Origin of the sequence: Desulfovibrio sp. ZJ746 (assembly GCF_011039155.1) — a bacterium.
Lineage (GTDB): Bacteria > Desulfobacterota > Desulfovibrionia > Desulfovibrionales > Desulfovibrionaceae > Desulfovibrio.
On sequence record NZ_JAAKEK010000007.1, the window covers coordinates 144,275 to 161,478 of the forward strand.

General features: G+C 67.0%; 15 protein-coding genes, 1 tRNA gene and 1 pseudogene. 12 read left to right on the forward strand and 5 right to left on the reverse strand.

All coding sequences use genetic code 11. The features are described from left to right. Positions 1-34: 34 nt before the first annotated feature. Entirely contained in the window at positions 35-2,041 is a 2,007-nt protein-coding gene (locus G7Y54_RS11130; RefSeq protein ID WP_165079293.1) for a vWA domain-containing protein, read from the forward strand. A gap of 18 nt (positions 2,042-2,059) precedes the next feature. On the opposite strand, the gene G7Y54_RS11135 is transcribed toward G7Y54_RS11130, so the two are convergent. Further along, positions 2,060-2,626 (reverse strand): hypothetical protein, encoded by a 567-nt coding sequence (locus G7Y54_RS11135; RefSeq protein ID WP_165079292.1) that lies wholly within the window; start codon positions 2,624-2,626, stop codon positions 2,060-2,062. A gap of 208 nt (positions 2,627-2,834) precedes the next feature. On the opposite strand from G7Y54_RS11135, the gene fliM reads away from it, so the two are divergent. The 5 genes from fliM (at position 2,835) to G7Y54_RS11160 (ending at position 5,901) form a co-directional block, all read left to right on the forward strand. After that, on the forward strand, positions 2,835-3,815 hold the full coding sequence (gene fliM / locus G7Y54_RS11140) for a flagellar motor switch protein FliM (protein WP_165079291.1): 981 nt from the start codon (positions 2,835-2,837) through the stop codon (positions 3,813-3,815). A gap of 82 nt (positions 3,816-3,897) precedes the next feature. Beyond that, positions 3,898-3,973 (forward strand) — tRNA-Thr (locus tag G7Y54_RS11145). Positions 3,974-4,100: 127 nt separating this feature from the next. Then, the gene (locus G7Y54_RS11150; protein WP_165079290.1) at positions 4,101-4,448 is read left to right on the forward strand and encodes a DMT family protein; all 348 of its coding nucleotides are present in this window, start codon (positions 4,101-4,103) and stop codon (positions 4,446-4,448) included. Between the two features lies 1 nt (position 4,449). Further along, on the forward strand, positions 4,450-5,232 hold the full coding sequence (locus tag G7Y54_RS11155; protein ID WP_165079289.1) for a TSUP family transporter: 783 nt from the start codon (positions 4,450-4,452) through the stop codon (positions 5,230-5,232). 150 nt (positions 5,233-5,382) lie between these two features. Continuing rightward, positions 5,383-5,901, forward strand: a complete 519-nt coding sequence (locus G7Y54_RS11160; RefSeq protein ID WP_165079288.1) for a hypothetical protein — start codon at positions 5,383-5,385, stop codon at positions 5,899-5,901. A 111-nt stretch (positions 5,902-6,012) separates the two neighbouring features. On the opposite strand, the gene G7Y54_RS11165 is transcribed toward G7Y54_RS11160, so the two are convergent. The 4 genes from G7Y54_RS11165 to G7Y54_RS11180 all read right to left on the reverse strand — a co-directional run bounded on the left by G7Y54_RS11165 (position 6,013) and on the right by G7Y54_RS11180 (position 10,068). After that, a complete protein-coding gene (locus G7Y54_RS11165) occupies positions 6,013-6,681 on the reverse strand; it encodes a hypothetical protein (protein ID WP_165079287.1) in 669 nt (222 codons plus the stop codon). A gap of 697 nt (positions 6,682-7,378) precedes the next feature. Beyond that, complete coding sequence (locus tag G7Y54_RS11170; RefSeq protein WP_165079286.1) at positions 7,379-7,576, reverse strand: hypothetical protein; 198 nt, start codon at positions 7,574-7,576, stop codon at positions 7,379-7,381. A gap of 49 nt (positions 7,577-7,625) precedes the next feature. Next, positions 7,626-9,455 (reverse strand): carbon starvation protein A, encoded by a 1,830-nt coding sequence (locus tag G7Y54_RS11175; RefSeq protein WP_165079285.1) that lies wholly within the window; start codon positions 9,453-9,455, stop codon positions 7,626-7,628. Between the two features lie 76 nt (positions 9,456-9,531). Then, the gene (locus G7Y54_RS11180; protein ID WP_165079284.1) at positions 9,532-10,068 is read right to left on the reverse strand and encodes a ferritin-like domain-containing protein; all 537 of its coding nucleotides are present in this window, start codon (positions 10,066-10,068) and stop codon (positions 9,532-9,534) included. A 291-nt stretch (positions 10,069-10,359) separates the two neighbouring features. Here G7Y54_RS11180 and rplM point away from each other — a divergent pair, with 291 nt between their 5' ends. From rplM to G7Y54_RS11210, 6 genes and pseudogenes are all read left to right on the forward strand, one after another. Then, entirely contained in the window at positions 10,360-10,794 is a 435-nt protein-coding gene (gene rplM / locus G7Y54_RS11185) for a 50S ribosomal protein L13 (protein WP_165079283.1), read from the forward strand. Positions 10,795-10,814: 20 nt separating this feature from the next. Next, complete coding sequence (gene rpsI, locus G7Y54_RS11190) at positions 10,815-11,207, forward strand: 30S ribosomal protein S9 (protein WP_165079282.1); 393 nt, start codon at positions 10,815-10,817, stop codon at positions 11,205-11,207. A 129-nt stretch (positions 11,208-11,336) separates the two neighbouring features. Further along, positions 11,337-13,157, forward strand: a complete 1,821-nt coding sequence (locus G7Y54_RS11195) for a YcaO-like family protein (protein ID WP_165079281.1) — start codon at positions 11,337-11,339, stop codon at positions 13,155-13,157. A 34-nt stretch (positions 13,158-13,191) separates the two neighbouring features. Then, positions 13,192-14,781 carry a threonine ammonia-lyase, biosynthetic gene (ilvA, locus tag G7Y54_RS11200; RefSeq protein WP_165079280.1) on the forward strand — a complete coding sequence of 530 codons (1,590 nt, stop codon included), beginning with the start codon at positions 13,192-13,194 and terminating at the stop codon, positions 14,779-14,781. Between the two features lie 758 nt (positions 14,782-15,539). Next, complete coding sequence (locus tag G7Y54_RS11205; RefSeq protein WP_165079279.1) at positions 15,540-15,938, forward strand: cytochrome c3 family protein; 399 nt, start codon at positions 15,540-15,542, stop codon at positions 15,936-15,938. A gap of 175 nt (positions 15,939-16,113) precedes the next feature. Next, positions 16,114-17,204: pseudogene (locus G7Y54_RS11210) on the forward strand (hypothetical protein); the annotation flags it as partial.

Consider the following 17,204-nt stretch of genomic DNA (forward strand, 5'->3'; position numbering starts at 1 on the left):
CATGACACGCGGCACTGCCGCGTGGAGGCACCCCATGATGAAATTTTCCCGCTTCCGCGCCCTCCTCTTCCCGCTGCTGCTCGCGGCGGCGTTCAGCTTCACGGCCGCGCCCTCAGGCGCCGCGCAGCCCCTGCTCCAGGAGGGCAAGAAAAGCGTGTTCCAGCGCGTGGTCACGCATCCCGGCGCCAAACTCTACGCCGGGCCCGAGGCCGGCGCGGCCACCCTGCGCGAGAGCATCCCCACTTTCACAGCCCTCTATATCTATGACCGCCAGGGCGACCGCCTCGAGGTGGGCGCGGGCAGCGACAAGGCCGACGGCTGGATCGACAAGTCCCTTGTCACCGAATGGCCGCAGGCCATCACCATGGTGCTCACCGACAGGACAGGCCGCGAGCCGGTGCTGTTTTTCCGCAACCATGACGGGCTGGAGCAGGCCTGCCGCGCCGACGACCTCAAGGGCCTGCTCGCCGGCTACCGCCAGGAGCTGGCCTCCGGGAAGGAGCTGCCCGCTGACTACCCGGTCATCGCCACCGAGCCCGCGGCCTCGGCCGTGGCCGAAAAGAACTTTTATCTCCTGCCCGTGCTCTCCATCGACGACCAGTTCTACGGCCAGCACGGGCCAAGGCTCATCGAGGTGGCCTCCATCGACCCGGGCATCGCGGAGGCCGGCGGCGAAGCCAATGCAGGCGCCGCCAAGAGCCCGGCCGCCGCGGACTTCCGCACGGGCTTCGCCTTTGTCATCGACACCACCATCTCCATGAAGCCCTATATCGACGAGACCCTGCGCCTCGTGCAGGGCCTGTATGACGAGCTGGAAAAAAGCCCCTATGCCGACAAGATGGCCTTCGCCGTGGTGGCCTTCCGCAGCAGCACCAAGCGCACGCCGGGCCTCGGCTACACCGCGAAGATCATTTGCGATTTCACCTCGGTCAAGGACCGCAAGCGCCTGGAGGAAGCGCTCAGGCAGGTGGACGAGGCCACGGTGTCGAGCCACGGCATCAACGAGGACGCCTTCGCCGGCGTCAAGGCAGCGGTGGACGGCCTTTCCTGGCAGGACTACGGCAGCCGCGTCATGCTCATGATCACGGACGCCGGCCCCCTCGGCGCCGGCGACCCGGACTCGGCCACCGGCTTCTCGCCCGAGGCGCTGGCCGACTATCTCAAGACCAACCGCATCTACCTCACCGCGCTGCACGTCAAGAACCCGCGCACCGCCCAGAACCAGCCCTACGCGGCCGAGGCCTACCGCACCCTCACCCGCCAGAGCGACAACCAGGCGAGCTATATCCCCATCGACGCGGCCACGCCGGCCAAGGGCGCCAAGGCCTTTGAGAGCGCGGCGCGCGTGCTCGCCCAGTCGTATGGCAAGGTGCTGGCGGCCACGGCCGAGGGCAAGCTCATGGCGCCCTCGCGCATCAGCGCGCCCAAGGCGAAGCTCAGCCCCGAGGAAGAGGCGCGGCGCATCGCCGAAAGCACGGGCTATGCCATGCAGCTCCAGTTTTTCGGCAACCGCAAGGGGAGCACGGCGCCGCAGGTGGTGGACGCCTGGATCGCCGACGCCGACCTCGCCAAGCTCGCCGCCAACCCGGGCGACGCGCCGGTGCTCGCCGTGGAGCCGGCCGTGCTGCTCACCAAGGGCCAGCTCAGCAATCTCTACAAACAGCTCAAGCTCCTGCTGGCCGGAAGCGAACAGGCCTTCCTCAACGGCGACGCCGACCTCTTCGGGCAGATCCTTTCCGCGGCCGCGCAGATGAGCCGCGACCCCAACCAGTTTTCGCTCCACCCGGACCGAAACCTGGCCGAAAACGGGCTTTTGGACGAAGTGCTCGCCGACTTGCCCTACAAGAGCGTCATCGGCTCCATGACGCGGAAGGACTGGGAGGACATGTCCACAGGCCAGCGGGACGCCTTCGTGCGCCGCATCAAGGGGCTGCTCGCCCGCTACGAGGCCTATGACAAGGACGCCTCGCACTGGGAGAGCTTCGGCGCCACGAACCCCAATGACCGGGTGTACCGCGTGCCGCTCTCCATGCTGCCCTAGCGGGGAGAGGAGGCGCGGTCAGCGGCTGCGGCGCGCTGCCCGTGGCTCCAGGTATTGCGGGAGCACGAAGAGGCGGTAGGTCTTGGCCGGGGAGAGCGTCTTGGGGCGCGCGGCCCGGCCCTCGATGGAGAGCGGCTCGTCGGAGAGGCCGAAAGGCGTGAGCTTGCCCGGCTGCTCGGCCAGGGCGGCGAAGCTCTCGCCGGTGAGCGGGATGACCGGCAGGCTGCTCGTGGCGTTGCCCGCGAAGAGGGCCGCGCCGCCCGTCACCGCGCGCGAGCGCGCCACAGTGGCCTTGAGCAGGCTCGGGAGCGGCATGTCCGTGGCGCGCAGGGCCTCGAGAAAGTCATTGCCCGTGCGGCCCACGAAGGTGAACAGTGAGGCGCCGTCGCCGGCCACCAGCAGGCTCACCGGCATGGTGCCGCCGTGGATGCCCATGTAGGCCGGGCGCCCGCCCGCCGGCATGACCACCCAGCCGTCATCGGCGTCCGGCCGCTCTGGGGCCGCCCCCGCGGGGCTTGCGCCCGCAAGCGTCAGGACCAGGACGAAAAGGGCCGCCCAGGCCGTCAGAGATCCGCATCGTTCCATGCTGTCACCCAGCCCCGCGCCCGCCCGGGGCGCTCCGGCGCACGGCCCGGGCCGTGGGGCGCCGGTCGTGTCCGCTTGAGTTCTAGTGAGGGCGCCGCGCCATGTCAAGCGCCACATCTTGCCATATTGGCCTTTTTTTTGCATACTTACGGGCGTAGCGGCGCGGCCGCGTTAACAGCTAAAGTTTTCTGTTTTTTCGAGGCCTTGTATGAATAAAGTTCTTGCACAAGATGAGGTGGATGCCCTGCTCCGCGGCCTTTCCGGCGGCGAGATCGAGAGCGAGCAGGACGTTCCCGAAGACGAATCCGGCGTGGTCGCCTTTGACCTCGCCAACCAGGACCGCATCATCCGCGGGCGCATGCCCGTTCTCGAAATCGTCAATGACCGTTTTGCCCGGCTGTGTACCAACGCGCTCTCCAACGCCGTGCGCAAGCGCGTGGAGCTGAACCCCATCTCCATCGACATGACCAAGTTCGGCGAGTTCATGCGCTCGCTGCCCGTGCCCACGTCCATCAACATCTTCAAGATGGACCCGCTGCGCGGCAACGCCATCATGATCGTGGACTCGCGCCTGGTCTTCGCCCTGGTGGAGAACGTCTTTGGCGGCGCCGGCTCCCAGCCCAAGATCGAGGGCCGCGAGTTCACGCGCATCGAGCAGGCCGTCGTGGACAAGATCGTCAAGATCGCGCTGGACAATATGGAGGAATCGTGGCGCCCGGTGCATGACGTGAAGCTGGAGCTCGTGCGCAGCGAGATCAACCCCCAGTTCGCGGCCATCGTGCCGCCGAGCGACGTGGTGGTGGTCATCACCTTCGAGGTGGAGCTCGACACCTCGCTGGGCTCCATGATCATCTGCCTGCCCTATGCCACCATCGAGCCCATCCGCTCCAAGCTGCACGCCAGCTTCCAGACCGAGCGGCTTGAGGTGGACCACGCCTGGGTGGCGCGCCTCAAGGAGCGCCTGCTGGAAACGCCGGTGGAGCTCAAGGTGCATTTCGGCGACACCACCATCACTGGCAACCAGCTCTTGCGCATGCAGGTGGGCGATGTGCTCGTGCTCGACACGGACGTGGAGGACCTGCTCACCTGCACGGTGGCGGGCGTGAAGAAATACCAGGGCATCGCGGGCACGGTGAAGGCCATGAAGGCCTTTCAGATCATCCAGGAGAACGAGCCGCAGTGCACCTGATGGGCGGGCGCGGAGAGGCGGCGCCGGGCGCAAAAAACGCTTGACCGGGGGCGCCGCATGGCGTATGAGCTTTTTTCGGTTCGCCCTTGTAGCTCAGTCGGTAGAGTGCATCCTTGGTAAGGATGAGGTCACCAGTTCAATCCTGGTCAAGGGCTCCAGAAATTTTACGGGATGCTTTGCCAAGAACCCCGCAGCCTGAGGCTGCGGGGTTCCTGATATTTCGGGGCCGGCCCACGCCATCGGCTCCCAACTTTGGCGGCGCAGCCTGCGCCAGGCGGTCGCGCCATGAATATCCCGGTCCCGGCCCTCACCATCGGCCTGCTCATCCTCTCCAATGTCTTCATGACCTTCGCCTGGTACGGGCATTTGCGCTACAAGGGCCTTGCGCTGCCCTTGGTCATCCTCACGAGCTGGGGCCTGGCCTTTTTTGAATACGTGCTTCAGGTGCCGGCCAACCGCATCGGCTACGGGCACTTTTCCGCCGCGGAGCTCAAGACCATCCAGGAGGTCATCTCCCTCTCGGTCTTCATGCTCTTTTCCACCCTCTGGCTCGGGGAGTCCCTGCGCTGGAACCACCTTGTGGGCTTCGCCCTCATCGTGCTGGCGGCGTGGGTGATCTTCAAGGAGTGGTAGGATGCCCGTGCTCACCGTGACCACGGCCGTGGCCTGCGGCGGCGCGGCCCTCGTGGGCGGCTTCATCGACGCCATCGCCGGCGGGGGCGGCCTGCTCACCGTGCCGGCGCTCCTGCTCACGGGCGTGCCCCCGCACCTCGCGCTCGGCACCAACAAGGTGAGTTGCAGCCTGGGCACGGCCGTGGCCCTCGGCACCTTCGCGCGCAGCCATCTCGTGCTCTGGCGGCTGGCGCTCGCGGGCCTCGCCTTTTCGCTGCTGGGCGCGTGGGCCGGCTCCCTTCTGGCGCTGCGGGTGGACCCGGCCGTGCTTGGCAAGATCCTGGTGGGCCTGCTCCCCGTGGGCATGCTGCTCACGCTCGCCCCAAGGCGCCAGCGTGAGGCGGACGCGGGCGCGCCGCCGCTTTCCGGGCCCCGCCTCTGGCTGCTCACGCCACTCGTGTGCCTCGCCATCGGCGTCTATGACGGCTTTTTCGGCCCGGGCACGGGCAGCTTCCTCATCCTGGCCCTGCACTGGGTGCTCAACATCGGCCTCATCCAGGCCTCGGCGACCTCCAAGGTGCTCAACCTGGGCTCCAACGTGGGCGCGGTGGTGGCCTTTGTCTGGCACGGCTCGGTGTTCTGGCCCCTGGCCGCGCTGATGACGGCCTGCTCCATGCTCGGCAACTGGTTCGGCAGCCGCACGGCCATCCGCGTGGGCGCGGCCGCCGTGCGCCGCTTCCTCATGGTGTCGCTCGGCCTTCTCCTCCTGACCCTTGTCTGGCGCTATTTTGTGGCTCCGCAATAGCGGAAGGACGCGAAAATTTTTGTTGCAAATGCCGGGGAAAGGTTTACGCGGCGCGGGCCGGCTGACAGGATTCCCCGGCATAAAAAACGGTAGTTCGGGGACAGCGCGTCCCTTAACGGAAGTATCAAGCGAAACCCCCGGAGGTTGAGGATGAGCGGATGGATCGAAAAGGTGGAGTTCAAGAAAATTTCCCCGGACGCCCCGTGCGGGTTTGCGGGCTTTCTTCCCCTCAAGGGACTGGCGGAAAGCAAGTGCGCGGAAATTCCTGAAAAGCCTGGCGTTTACCTGATATTGACGCCAGGCACCCAGTTGCCCGGTTTCAATGCGGACAATCCGACTTTTAAAGAGGGCAAGCTCCAGCCCAGGACTGTTGAGGCCCTGCAAAAGCAATGGAACCCGTCCACGCACATTCTCTATATCGGCAAGGCCGGCGGCGCGGACAACGACTCGAACCTGAGAAAACGCCTGAACCAGTACTTTACCTGGTTCTCCGGCAAGGGCTCGGGCCACGACGGCGGACGCGACATCTGGCAAATCGACCATCCCGGCGAGCTGCTCGTCGCCTGGCGCGTCACTGAGGACAAAGACCCGGAAAGCTGCGAAAAGGCCCTGCTGGACAAATTTACGGCCGAGTTCAAGAAGCTCCCCTTCGCCAACCACCGGCACTGAAACACGACAGGGCGCACGGGCTCCCGCATGAAAAAACGCCGGTGAACCGCATCACCGGCGTTTTTCCGTGCAGGGCGCCATGTCGCCTTGCCCCGCCGGGGCGCGGCCGGGTTAGCGCATGATGTTGCGCCAGCGTTCGGCGGCGCGCTCCTGCTCCCGCGCCATGTCAAGAAATGCCGCGCCCGCCACCACATCCTGGAAGGAGCAGGCCTGCCGCTCCTCCCCCCGGCCCTGGGCCAGCAGGTTTTCCATCTCGCCAAGCGGGTCTTCTTCAGGCAGCAGGCGCGGGCCCCTGTCATGCAAAAAACTGCGCAAGCGCTCCTCCAGAAAAACCAGCAAGGACGTTTCGGCAGCGAATTCGTGCAGCCATTTCGCCGCAGCACCGTGCCCCGCCTGCCCGCCGAGCTCCATATGGACCAAGGCCAGCGCATAGGCGGGTTCGACCTGCGCAAAATGCAGGCTGAGCGAGAATACCGGCGCCGCTCCCGCATCCCCGGTCGCCTTTTCGGCGGCGGATGCCATGCTGGCTGGTTGCCCGCTTTCCTTTAGGGTGCGCTGATAGCGGACAAGCCGGGCGCCGGCCTCGCAGGAAACAGGGCCGCCGCCCGTCGCGTGTCCCGCGCAACAGGCGCCGCACAGCTCGCGCAACCGGGCCGGGAAGGCGGGGGAGAGTGGTGTGGGGCACGCGATGTTCAGGAGCCCATCGAGCCAGGCCTGGAGATCGATATCGGCGGCAAGCCCATTGGAAAGGCCGAGGCGGCACTCGCGTGCGCCGACCATGACCCGCGGGCTTGCGCCTGCGGCCGGGCCGGCGGGGTGAAGCGAAGCGCCCCCAGGGGGGCAGCTCCGGCCTGCCCCGGCGGGAACCTCCTCCACGAGCAGGCCCCGCACCCCGGCATGGGTCAGGGCCGGAGCTTTTTTCTTTTTATGCACGGCATATTCAAGCCCGAGCAGGCGCAACAGCTTGAGCTTTTCCGGGAGGGCCCACACCCTGAGCGCGCCGCCCTGCCTGGGCACGGCAGGAAAACAGGCCCACTTTGCCCCGGCGTCCGGGGGCTGCGCCAGTGCTTCCAGCAGGACTTTCTTGCTGTACATGATCCCCCTTTAACGGCGGCAGGGAACTGCGCGGGTAAAATGTCCACGCAGTTCCCTGTGGCATTTGGGGCATGCTGTCAAGCCCACGCACAACAGCCGGAACAAGGCCGCAAGGCACAACACCCCGTTTTCCCGGCAGGATCTGTGGAAGGCCATGCTCGTTTTCGGGTATTCCTTCTGACACATCCCGGCCCCTTCCCTCCCAAGGCCGCCGCTGGCGCACGCCCCGGCGGCCTTCCTGCCTGATGAGGCCAGCGCCCCGCGCCGCCGCTGCACACGAAAAAGACGCCGGCGAAACGTTCCCCGGCGTCTTTTCGCGGGCGTCACCGAAGTCCCGGCAACGCCCGCACCAGATGGAATCATGCGGGCGAAAGGCTGGCCCCTATTTCGCCTTCAGCTTGAAGCCGTTTTCCTGAAGGTACGCGGCCAGCTTTTCCTGCGTCCAGTAGTGAATGGTCTTGTCCTTGCACTTCGCCTTGATGAATTCCTTGACCTTTTCCTTGTCTTCATACTTGGCGCTGACGTGATCCAGCTCATGCTGTTCCGAGCAGTTGAAATACTTTGCGTCCTGGTTTGCCATGTGTCTCCTCCAGAGGTTTCAGGGAGGGCGCTCCCTGTGCGTTTCGCGCCTATTCCGGCACGATCTCCTTGAATTCCTCGCCGTACTGGTCATGCACCACGGTATTTTCGCGCATGAGCACGATCCAGCGGCGCACGGTGCCCCAGATGACCACGGCCATCATCACCATGACAAAGAGGCTCAGGAAGACGAGCAAATACTGCCCCTGCGGCATGTACTGGTACAGGATGAGCCACACGCCGGCCCAGAAGGTGATGACGGTCATGAAGACGCCCGGGATGCCCGTGAGCAGCGCGTACTTGTGGCGGTTCATGCGCAAAAGCACGGTCGTTCCGATGAGCAACGTCACCGAGGCGAGCAACTGGTTGCTGATGCCGAAGAGCGGCCAGATATTGCTGATATTGCCCGTATAGACGAGGTAGCCCCAGGCGCAGGTGAAGATCAGGCTCGTGGCGATGATGCCCGGCACCCATTCCACATCGCCCCACCTGGGCCAGATCTTGCCCATCATCTCCTGCAGGAAGAAGCGGCCCACGCGCGTGCCCGCGTCCACAGCCGAGAGGATGAAGACGGCCTCAAACATGATGGCGAAATGGTACCAGTAGGCCATGAGGTGCTTCATGAACGGGATCTGCGAAAAGATGTGCGCCATGCCCACGGCGAGGGAGACCGAGCCGCCGGGCCGGTGCATGAGCTGCTCCTGCACCTCGGCCTCGAGCGCGGGCAGCTCGCTCACGTGCATGCCAAGCTCCTCATAGGCCTCGGCCGGGGAATTGATGGCGAAATAGTCGGCCGGCACGAGCACGCAGGCCGCGATGAGGGCCATGATGGCCACGAAGCCCTCGAGCAGCATGGCCCCGTAGCCCACGAAGAGCACGTCGTGCTCGGTGCCGATCATCTTGGGCGTGGTGCCCGTGCCGATGGTGGCGTGGAAGCCGGAGAGCGCGCCGCAGGCGATGGTGATGAAGATGAAGGGGATGACCGGCCCGGCCACGATGGGGCCGCCGCCCGCGTCAAAGCGCGTGAAGGCGGGCATGTTGAAGTCCGGCATCACCCAGAGGATGCCCACGGCGAGGCCGAGGATGGTGCCCACCTTCAGGAAGGTGGAGAGATAGTCGCGCGGCAGGAGCAGCAGCCACACCGGCAGCACGGACGCGAAAAAGCCGTAGACCGGGAGCAGGATGGAAAGCGGCTCCTTGTCGATGTCGAGCCAGCCGAAATACTCGGGATGCGCCGTCACCCACGGCCCGGTGAGGATGCAGAGGAAGAGCAGGATGACGCCGATGACGGACGCGCCCCACACCCCGCCGTTTTTGGAGAACTTCATGTACAGGCCCATGATGACGGCGATGGGCAACGTCGCGGCCACGGTATAGGTCGACCAGAGGCTGTTGTGCATGGCGTTGACCACGGCGATGCACAGGCCGGCCAACGTGAGCAGCAGGATGGCGAGCACGGACCACGCGGTCACGGTGCCGGTGGCGGGGTCGATCTCCTTGGAGGCGATGTAGGCGAGGCTCAGGCCCTTGTGCCTCACCGAGCAGAAGAGCACCACGAGGTCATGCACGCCGCCGGCGAGCACGCAGCCGATGAGGATCCAGAGCAAGCCCGGCATATAACCGTACTGCGCGGCGAGCACCGGCCCGAGCAGGGGGCCGGCGGCGGCGATGGCGGCGAAATGGTGCCCGAAAAGCACATACTTGTTCGTTTTCACATAGTCGTGCCCGTCGGCGAAGCGCACGGCCGGGGTCTGGCGCGCGTCATTGAGGTTCAGCACCTTCTGCGCGAGAAAAAGGCCGTAAAAACGGTAGCCGATGGCAAAGACCAGAAGCGCGACAAAAATGACCGTTGCGGCATTGAGACCGTTGAGGGCGTCCATGGTTCACTCCTCCAACACCAAAACGCCGGGCAGCCCCAAGCCGCCCGGCGTTCCTGACCCGTCCGCTAGCGGGCGGCTAGAAATCTTCCTTCTCCATCACCTTCACAAAGCTCTTGATGGGTCCCGTGTGCTTGGAGGTGGCGACGTACTTGGCGAGGAACACATCGCCCAGGGTGGCGATATGTCCGGCGGTCTCCTTGTAGTAGGAGAGGTGGATCTCTTCTTCAGAGATGACGGAATGGAAGAGGCCCGCGCTCGTGCTGTCGCCCGCCTTGTGGCAGATCTCCGCGAGATCGTTGTAGGTCTTGATGGTGTTGGTTTCGAGGTTGATGTCGTAGGGGAAGATGTCCTTGATGCCCTGGCCCTGCACGATGGAGCCGTCCATGTCACAGGCGGGGGCGCCCCCCAGGGCGTCGATGCGCTCGGCGAAGCGCTGGGCGTGGCGCATCTCGTCCACGGAGATGAGCTTCACATAGGCGCCGAGCTGGCCGTAATCGAGGTCGCTCAGGATGTAGTGCTGGATCATGTACTGGTGGATGGCCTGCATCTCCATTCTGCGCGCCTTGTTGAGGGCGTCGATGACCTTCTTGGTGTTGGGGTCGATTTTCGCCATTGTCCGCTCCTTGCGGTTTGGAGGAAGTTCACGTTCGCCGAGCCGCACCGGCCCGTGTCGAAAAGAGCCTAACCGCGCCAAAAAGGGCTTGTCAAGCCGATGCGGCGTGACGAGCCGCCTCCCCCTTGACAGGAAAGGCGCGCCGGCGTATCAAGACCGCCTTGCGGCATCACGCAGCGCGCACTTTTTCGCTCCGCCAGGTCTTCCCCGTTGGCCCGGCGGCGGCGCCACATTTCCCGCGCAGGTGCGAGGGCCGCCCCCAAGGCTGCAATCCACCGAGGAGTTTCTCCCATGAAGACCTTTACCCTCACGCCCAAGGACATCGACCGCCAGTGGTTCGTGGTCGATGCCGCCGACCAGGTGCTCGGCCGCTTTGCGAGCCAGATAGCCAACCGCCTGCGCGGCAAGTACAAGCCCGAATATTCCCCGCACATGGATAACGGCGACTTCATCGTGGTCATCAACTGCGAGAAGATCCGCGTCACGGGCAAGAAGCTCGAAGAAAAGAAATATTACCGCCATTCCGGCTGGGTGGGCAGCCTCAAGACCACCAGCCTCGCCGACATGCTGGCCACCCATCCCAAGAGGGTGATCACCCTCGCCGTGCGCGGCATGCTGCCCAAGAACCGCCTGGGGCGCCACATGCTGAAAAAGCTCAAGGTCTGCGTCGGCCCCGAGCATCCCTACAAGGCCCAGAAGCCCCAGCCCCTGACCCTGCCCTACTGACCCCGCAAGGAGCGCATGCCATGAGCGACAAATTTGAATACGGCACCGGGCGCCGCAAGACCGCCACGGCCCGCACCCGCATCTATGCCGGTTCGGGCGGCATCCTGGTCAACGGCCGTCCCTATGAGGAGTATTTCCCGCGCAAGACCCTCCAGATGATCATCCGCCAGCCGCTCACCCTGTGCAAGGTGGCCGACAAGGTGGATGTGCGCGTCAATGTGGCCGGCGGCGGCGTGAGCGGCCAGGCCGAGGCCGTGCGCCACGGCATCTCCCGCGCCCTGCTTTTGGTTAACCCGGGCTTGCGCCCGGTGCTCAAGAAGGCCGGCTTCCTCACGCGCGACGCGCGCAAGAAGGAGCGCAAAAAGTACGGCCTGCGCGCCGCCCGCGCCCGCTACCAGTATTCGAAGCGCTGATCCGGGCTTTTCCGGCATGCGGGGCACTTCCCCCGGCCGGGCCCGGCATGCGGCCAGCCGCCCGCGTCCTTTCGAGGATGCGGGTGGCTGGCCGCGCGGCTTCCCCTCCCCTTCTTCCTTCGCACCCGCATGACCCCCGACGCCCCCACGCCCGACACGGACGCCCCAGCGCCCCTGCGCGAATACGCTTACGCCCACGCCCAGACCGTCGGCTCCACGGGCTATTTTTCCTGCGAGCCGTCTCCCCCGCTCCCGCTCGACGCGGCGCTCGCCGCCTTTGAGGCCGCGCCCCTCGACGACTTTCTCCACGAGCACCTGCTGCGCCTCCTGGGCGCGCAGGACAACGCGCGCCTGACCGCCCTCGCCGAAAGCTGCCTTGCGCCCAAGCCCCGCCCGGCGCTCGCCGCCCTGCTCCTCGAATGCGCCCTGCTCTTCCCCGAGGCCCAGGCCGCGCTCGCCGCCACGCTCGACGCCCTGCGCGCCCATGCCGCCCCGCCGGCAGAGGCCGCTTCCGGCCTGCGCCTCGCGGCCGCCGCGAGGGACGACCGGGAGGCCGCGCTCGCCTGGGGCGAGCTCTTCCTCGCCAACATGACCGGCCACCGCCCCTTGCCCCGGCTGGAGGAAAGCGACATCCCGCTGCCGCATGCCGCCCCCGCGCTGGCCCGCGCCATGGCGGAAGTGACGCGCAAGGACGCGGCCGACATTCTCGCGGCCACGCATGCCCGCCTCGCCGCGCGGGACTGGCCCGAAGGCGGCCGCCCCCCCGCGCAGGAGACCTATGAACGCGCCGTGAACGCGCTGGAACGCGCGGGCGTTTTTGCCGGCCTTGAAATGCGCCACGAGGCCTCGCTTTCGCCCATCGCGCTCTTGCGCGACTGGCAGGTGGACGTGACCGTGCGCAACGGGCGCCACGCCCACAGGCTGCGCGGCACGGCAACGGCCTATGGACGCGGCCTGAGCCTCGCCGGCGCCCGCGCCTCCTGCGTCATGGAAGTGGCCGAGCGCGCCAGCGCCTACGCCTCCCTGGGGCCCGGGGGCGCGCACGGCCACGGCGAAGTGCTCGGCAGGCTCCCGCCGCTCCCGCTCAGGCGGGCCACAGCTGCGGAACTCACGCCGGCCGGCCTCCGCCCCCTCCTGCCCGGTCCCGCCGGCGACCGCCTCGCGGGCGCCCCGCTCCACTGGGTCGAGGCGCGGGGGGCAGCCGGCGAAGCGCTGGTGCCGCTGCAAAACGTGCTCCTCTTCTGCAATGCGGACGAGCCGAGGCTCGGCGCCTCCCCGGGCTCCACGGGGCTCGCCTCGGGCAACAGCCTTGAGGAGGCCCGCCTGTCCGCGCTCATGGAGGTCATTGAGCGCGACGCCGACGCCACCACACCCTTCTGCCGCCACGCCTGCTTCACCCTCCAAAGCCGCGACCCGCGCCTGCAGGGTTTGCTAGACGACTATGCGGCGCGCGGCATCCGCGTGCAATTCCAGGACATCACCAGCGAGTTCGGCATCCCGGTGTACCGCGCTTTCGTGACCGCGCGCGACGGCCGCGTGGCCACGGCCACCGGCGCGGGCCTTTCCGGGGCGCAGGCCGCGCTCTCGGCGCTCACGGAGACGCCGTGGCCCTATTCCTGGGCCACGCCCGCGCCCCACGGCGTGGCCTCGGGCCCCGGGCTCGCCGGGCTTGGCACCCGCGCGCTCGAGGAACTGCCGGACTGGAGCCTCCCCACGCCGAAAGCCGGCCTCGCCCTGCTCGAGGCCGTGCTCGCGGCCCATGGCCGCGAGATATTTTTTGTGGAGCTCACCCGGGCCGACCTCGGCATCCCCGTGGTGCGCGTCCTCGTGCCGGGCCTCGAGCCGCACGCCGATTTCGACAGCGTAACGCGCCCCGCGCCGCGCCTCTTCGCGCGGCAGGCCCTGCTCAACGAAGGTGCGGGCCCGGATCATCCCCTTTTCCGCAACTGAAACCCAAACGCGCCCCCCGGCAAAGGCAGGCACCATGCCCAGTTCCAAAAGCGGCCACGGCCGCGCCAAGGCCCAGGCCGCACATGCCGACCACTCCGCCTATCTGCGCCGCATCCTCCTGAGCCGTGTCTATGACGTGGCCGAGGTGACGCCGCTGGACGAGGCGGCCAGCCTCTCCCGGCGGCTCGGCAACCGCGTGCTGCTCAAGCGCGAGGACGCGCAGCCCGTCTTTTCCTTCAAGCTGCGCGGGGCCTACAACAAGATGGCCCGGCTCACGCCCGACGAGCTCAGGCGCGGGGTCATCGCGGCCTCGGCGGGCAACCACGCGCAGGGCGTGGCGCTCGCCGCGCGCAAGCTCGGCTGCGAGGCCACCATCGTCATGCCCGTGACCACCCCGGCCATCAAGATCACCGCCGTGCGCCGCCTGGGCGGCCAGGTGGTGCTCTCGGGCGAGTCCTTCAGCGACGCGGGCCGCCACGCGGCCGAGCTCGTGCGCCAGACCGGGGCGGTGTTCATCCCGCCCTTTGACGACGCGGATGTCATCGCCGGGCAGGGCACCATCGGCATGGAGATCCTGCGCCAGCACCCCGGGCCCATCGACGCCGTGTTCATGCCCATCGGCGGCGGCGGCCTCGCCGCGGGCGTGGCGGCCTATATCCGGCACCTCAGGCCCGATATCCGGCTCATCGGCGTGGAGCCCGTGGATTCGGACGCCATGCGCCGCTCCATTGAGGAGGGCTTCCCGGTGGAGCTCTCCGAGGTGGGCCTGTTCGCCGACGGCGTGGCCGTCAAGCGCGTGGGCGACGAGACCTTCGCGCTCTGCCGCGACCTGCTGGACGAGATCATCACCGTGGATACGGACGCCATCTGCGGCGCCATCAAGGACATTTTCGAGGCCACGCGCGTGGTGGCCGAGCCGGCCGGCGCGCTCTCCCTCGCGGGGCTCAAGGCCTGGGCGGCGCGTGAAAACGCGCGCGACGCCACGCTCGTCGCCATCGTGAGCGGCGCCAACATGAATTTCGACCGTCTCGGGCATGTGGTGGACCGCTCCGAGCTGGGCTCCGAGCGCGAGGCCCTGCTCGCCGTGACCATCCCCGAGCAGGTGGGCAGCTTCCGCCGGCTCTGCGCGGCCATCGGCAACCGCAACATCACCGAGCTCTGCACCCGCTTCGGCGACCCGGAAAACGGCCGCGTCCTCGTGGGCATCAAGACCCAGGGCAAGGCCGACGTGGCCGAGGCCATGGCGGAGCTGCGAGAACAGGGCTTCAAGGTCATGGACCTGAGCGACAACGAGCTCGCCAAGCTGCACCTCCGCCACATGGTGGGCGGCAACGCGCCCGAGCTCAAGCACGAGCGGCTTCTGCGCTTCACCTTTCCGGAGCGGCCCGGCGCGCTGCGCAACCTCATGGACGCCATGCGCATGGAATTCAGCATCACGCTCTTCCAGTACCGCTACCACGGCGCGGATTATGGCCGCGTGCTCATGGGCTTTGACGTGCCGGAGGAAAAGCGCCCGGATTTCGAGGACTTTCTCGCGCGCGTGGCCGCCATGGGCTATCCGCATGCGGACGAGACGGAAAACCCGGCCTACCGCATGTTTTTAGGCTGGCACGGCGCGGCCTGATGCGCCAGGCCCCGTATTTTCGCTCGACCTTGCGGGAGGAGTCCGTTATGCTTAACACCCGGATTTTCCACAGCAACCGATTATTCTGCAAGGTTATGTTATAGTGGGCAGTTGACGGATCTTCCTTAGATCCGTCTGGAGCGAAGCGGAAGACGGGTGCTGGTGCCGGAAGGATCCTAAAAAATAAGATTTTTCGGCGCTGGCGCGCTAGCCGTTGGCGAGCTTGCGAGCCTTGCGCCAGCCGTCGGCGAGCTTGCGAGCCATACGGATGGCGACAGCGGTTTCGTTGAATGATTGCCGCGTTACCTAACTGCTGTCTCCATCCGTAGCTTCCTGCGTCGCAACGGCTGGAGCACGGATAGCGACAGTGGCAGCGTTGGCTGACCAGCGCGGTAACTAACCGCTGTCTTCATCCGTAGCGTCCTTCGTCGCAACGGCTGAAGCAAGGAAGATAAAAATTTCCGAAGGGAGTGTACTTAAGTACTCGACCGAGGAAATTTTTCTCTGACGCAGCCAGCGCCGAAGCGCTAGCCGTTGGCGAGCTTGCGAGCCTTACGGATAGCGACAGCGGCTGGGTTGACGGGCTGCAGGGGTAACTGATTGCTGTCTCCATCCGTAGCTTCCTTCGTCGCAACGGCTGGAGCAAGGCTGTTTTTGACGGATAATTTCGGCATTACAGATGCAGCACAGCCGCATCACCAGCTCAAAAGTATAACAAAGCCTTCCACAAACGGCGCGACGCGCCCAAGGAGATGCCCATGCGGATCAGCCTCTTCCTCGCCGTGCTGGCCCTCTGCGCCTTCGGCGCCGTGAGCGCCCACGCCACGGCCACGCCGGCGGTGCCCGAAGGCCCCATCGAGTTCAAGGGCTCCAAGAAGACCGTCATGTTCCCGCATTCGGCCCACGCCAAGGTGGAGTGCGTGGTCTGCCACCACAAGGTCAACGGCGAGGCCAACTTCCAGAAGTGCGCCACCTCGGGCTGCCATGACGACCTCACCGCCAAGAAGGGCGAAAAGAGCCTCTACTTCGTGGTCCACAACAAGGGCGCCGACCTGCGCCACCAGACCTGCCTCGCCTGCCACACCAAGGTCGCCGAGGAAAAGCCGGACCTGAAGAAGGAACTGACGGGCTGCTCCAAGTCCAAGTGCCATCCCTAGGGGGCGGCGTTCAGGACGGCCCGGCGCCGGCCACTATTTGCGCCGCGCGGCATAAACTGATACAGTTTTTTGCCGTTCTCTAGAGCGACTGCCCGGCGCCTCGCAGGCCCGGGCAAGCCGCCCTGCGCCCGCCGCGTCCGCGCGGCCGCGTACGCACGCAAACCGCGAGGTTGCCATGGCCGCCCATAACGCCCCCGTTCCTGAAGAGAACGCGGAAGACATCATCGACCTCACCGAGCTCATCGAAAGGGGCGACGCCGCGCCCGCCGCCGACGCCGGCGCGCAGCCCGACAACGAAGATGCGGAAATAGAAGCCCTGCTCGCCCAGATGGACGCCAGCGACGGCGCGAGCTTCAGCAAGGGCCCGGCCGCGCCGCTGGACGGCCCGGCCCCCGGCGCCGCCCCGGTGGTCGACCCCAACGAGCAGCTCGACATGTCCGACATGGGCGACATCGACAACCTGCTGGCCTCGCTCGACATTCCGCCGCAGCCCCATGAAAGCGCCGCCACGGCGACGCCACCCCAGGCGCCCCCGGCTGCCGCGCCGCACGCCGCCATGCCGCAAGACCTTGACGCGGCCATGGACGAACTGCTCGGCGGGAGCGCGCCCACGCCGCCACCCGCCGCCCCCGCGAGCCCGGCGGCTGTGGCTGAAGCCTCAGACAGCATGTTGCAGGATCTCGACGCGGCCATGGACGAACTGCTCGGGGGCACAGCCCCAACGCCGCCCCCGCCGCCGGCCGCGCCCGCAGGCGCACCCAGCGTGGAAGACCTGCTTGCCGCCGCCACCATGCCGGCGGCGCCCAAGGCCGAAGCGCCGGCGGCGCCCGATCTGGAGGCGGATCTCGACGCCCTTCTCGGCGACCCGGCCCTTGCCCCGCAGCCCGCGCCGGCTTCCGTCCCCGCGCCTGGCGAGCCGGGCCTCGAGGCCGACCTCGCCAGCCTGCTCACCTCGCTGGACGCCGAAAAGGCGGCCGCGCCCCAAGCCCCGGCACCGGTTCCCGAGGCCGCCGCGCCCTCCTTCGAGGACCTGATGGCGGCGGCAGCGCCGCAAGCCGAGGCCGCCCCTGAGCCTGCGCCGGAACCGGCCCCGGAACCCGAGACCCCGGCCGCCGTGGTGGAACACGCCTCGATAGTGGAAGAAACGGCCCTCACCGTGGAGGCCGCGGCGCCCGAAACCGCGCCAGAGCCCGCGTCTGCGCCAGAACCTGCAGAAGACCTGGCGCCCATCGAAGCCGAATTTACCGAGATGCCGCCGGCGGACGA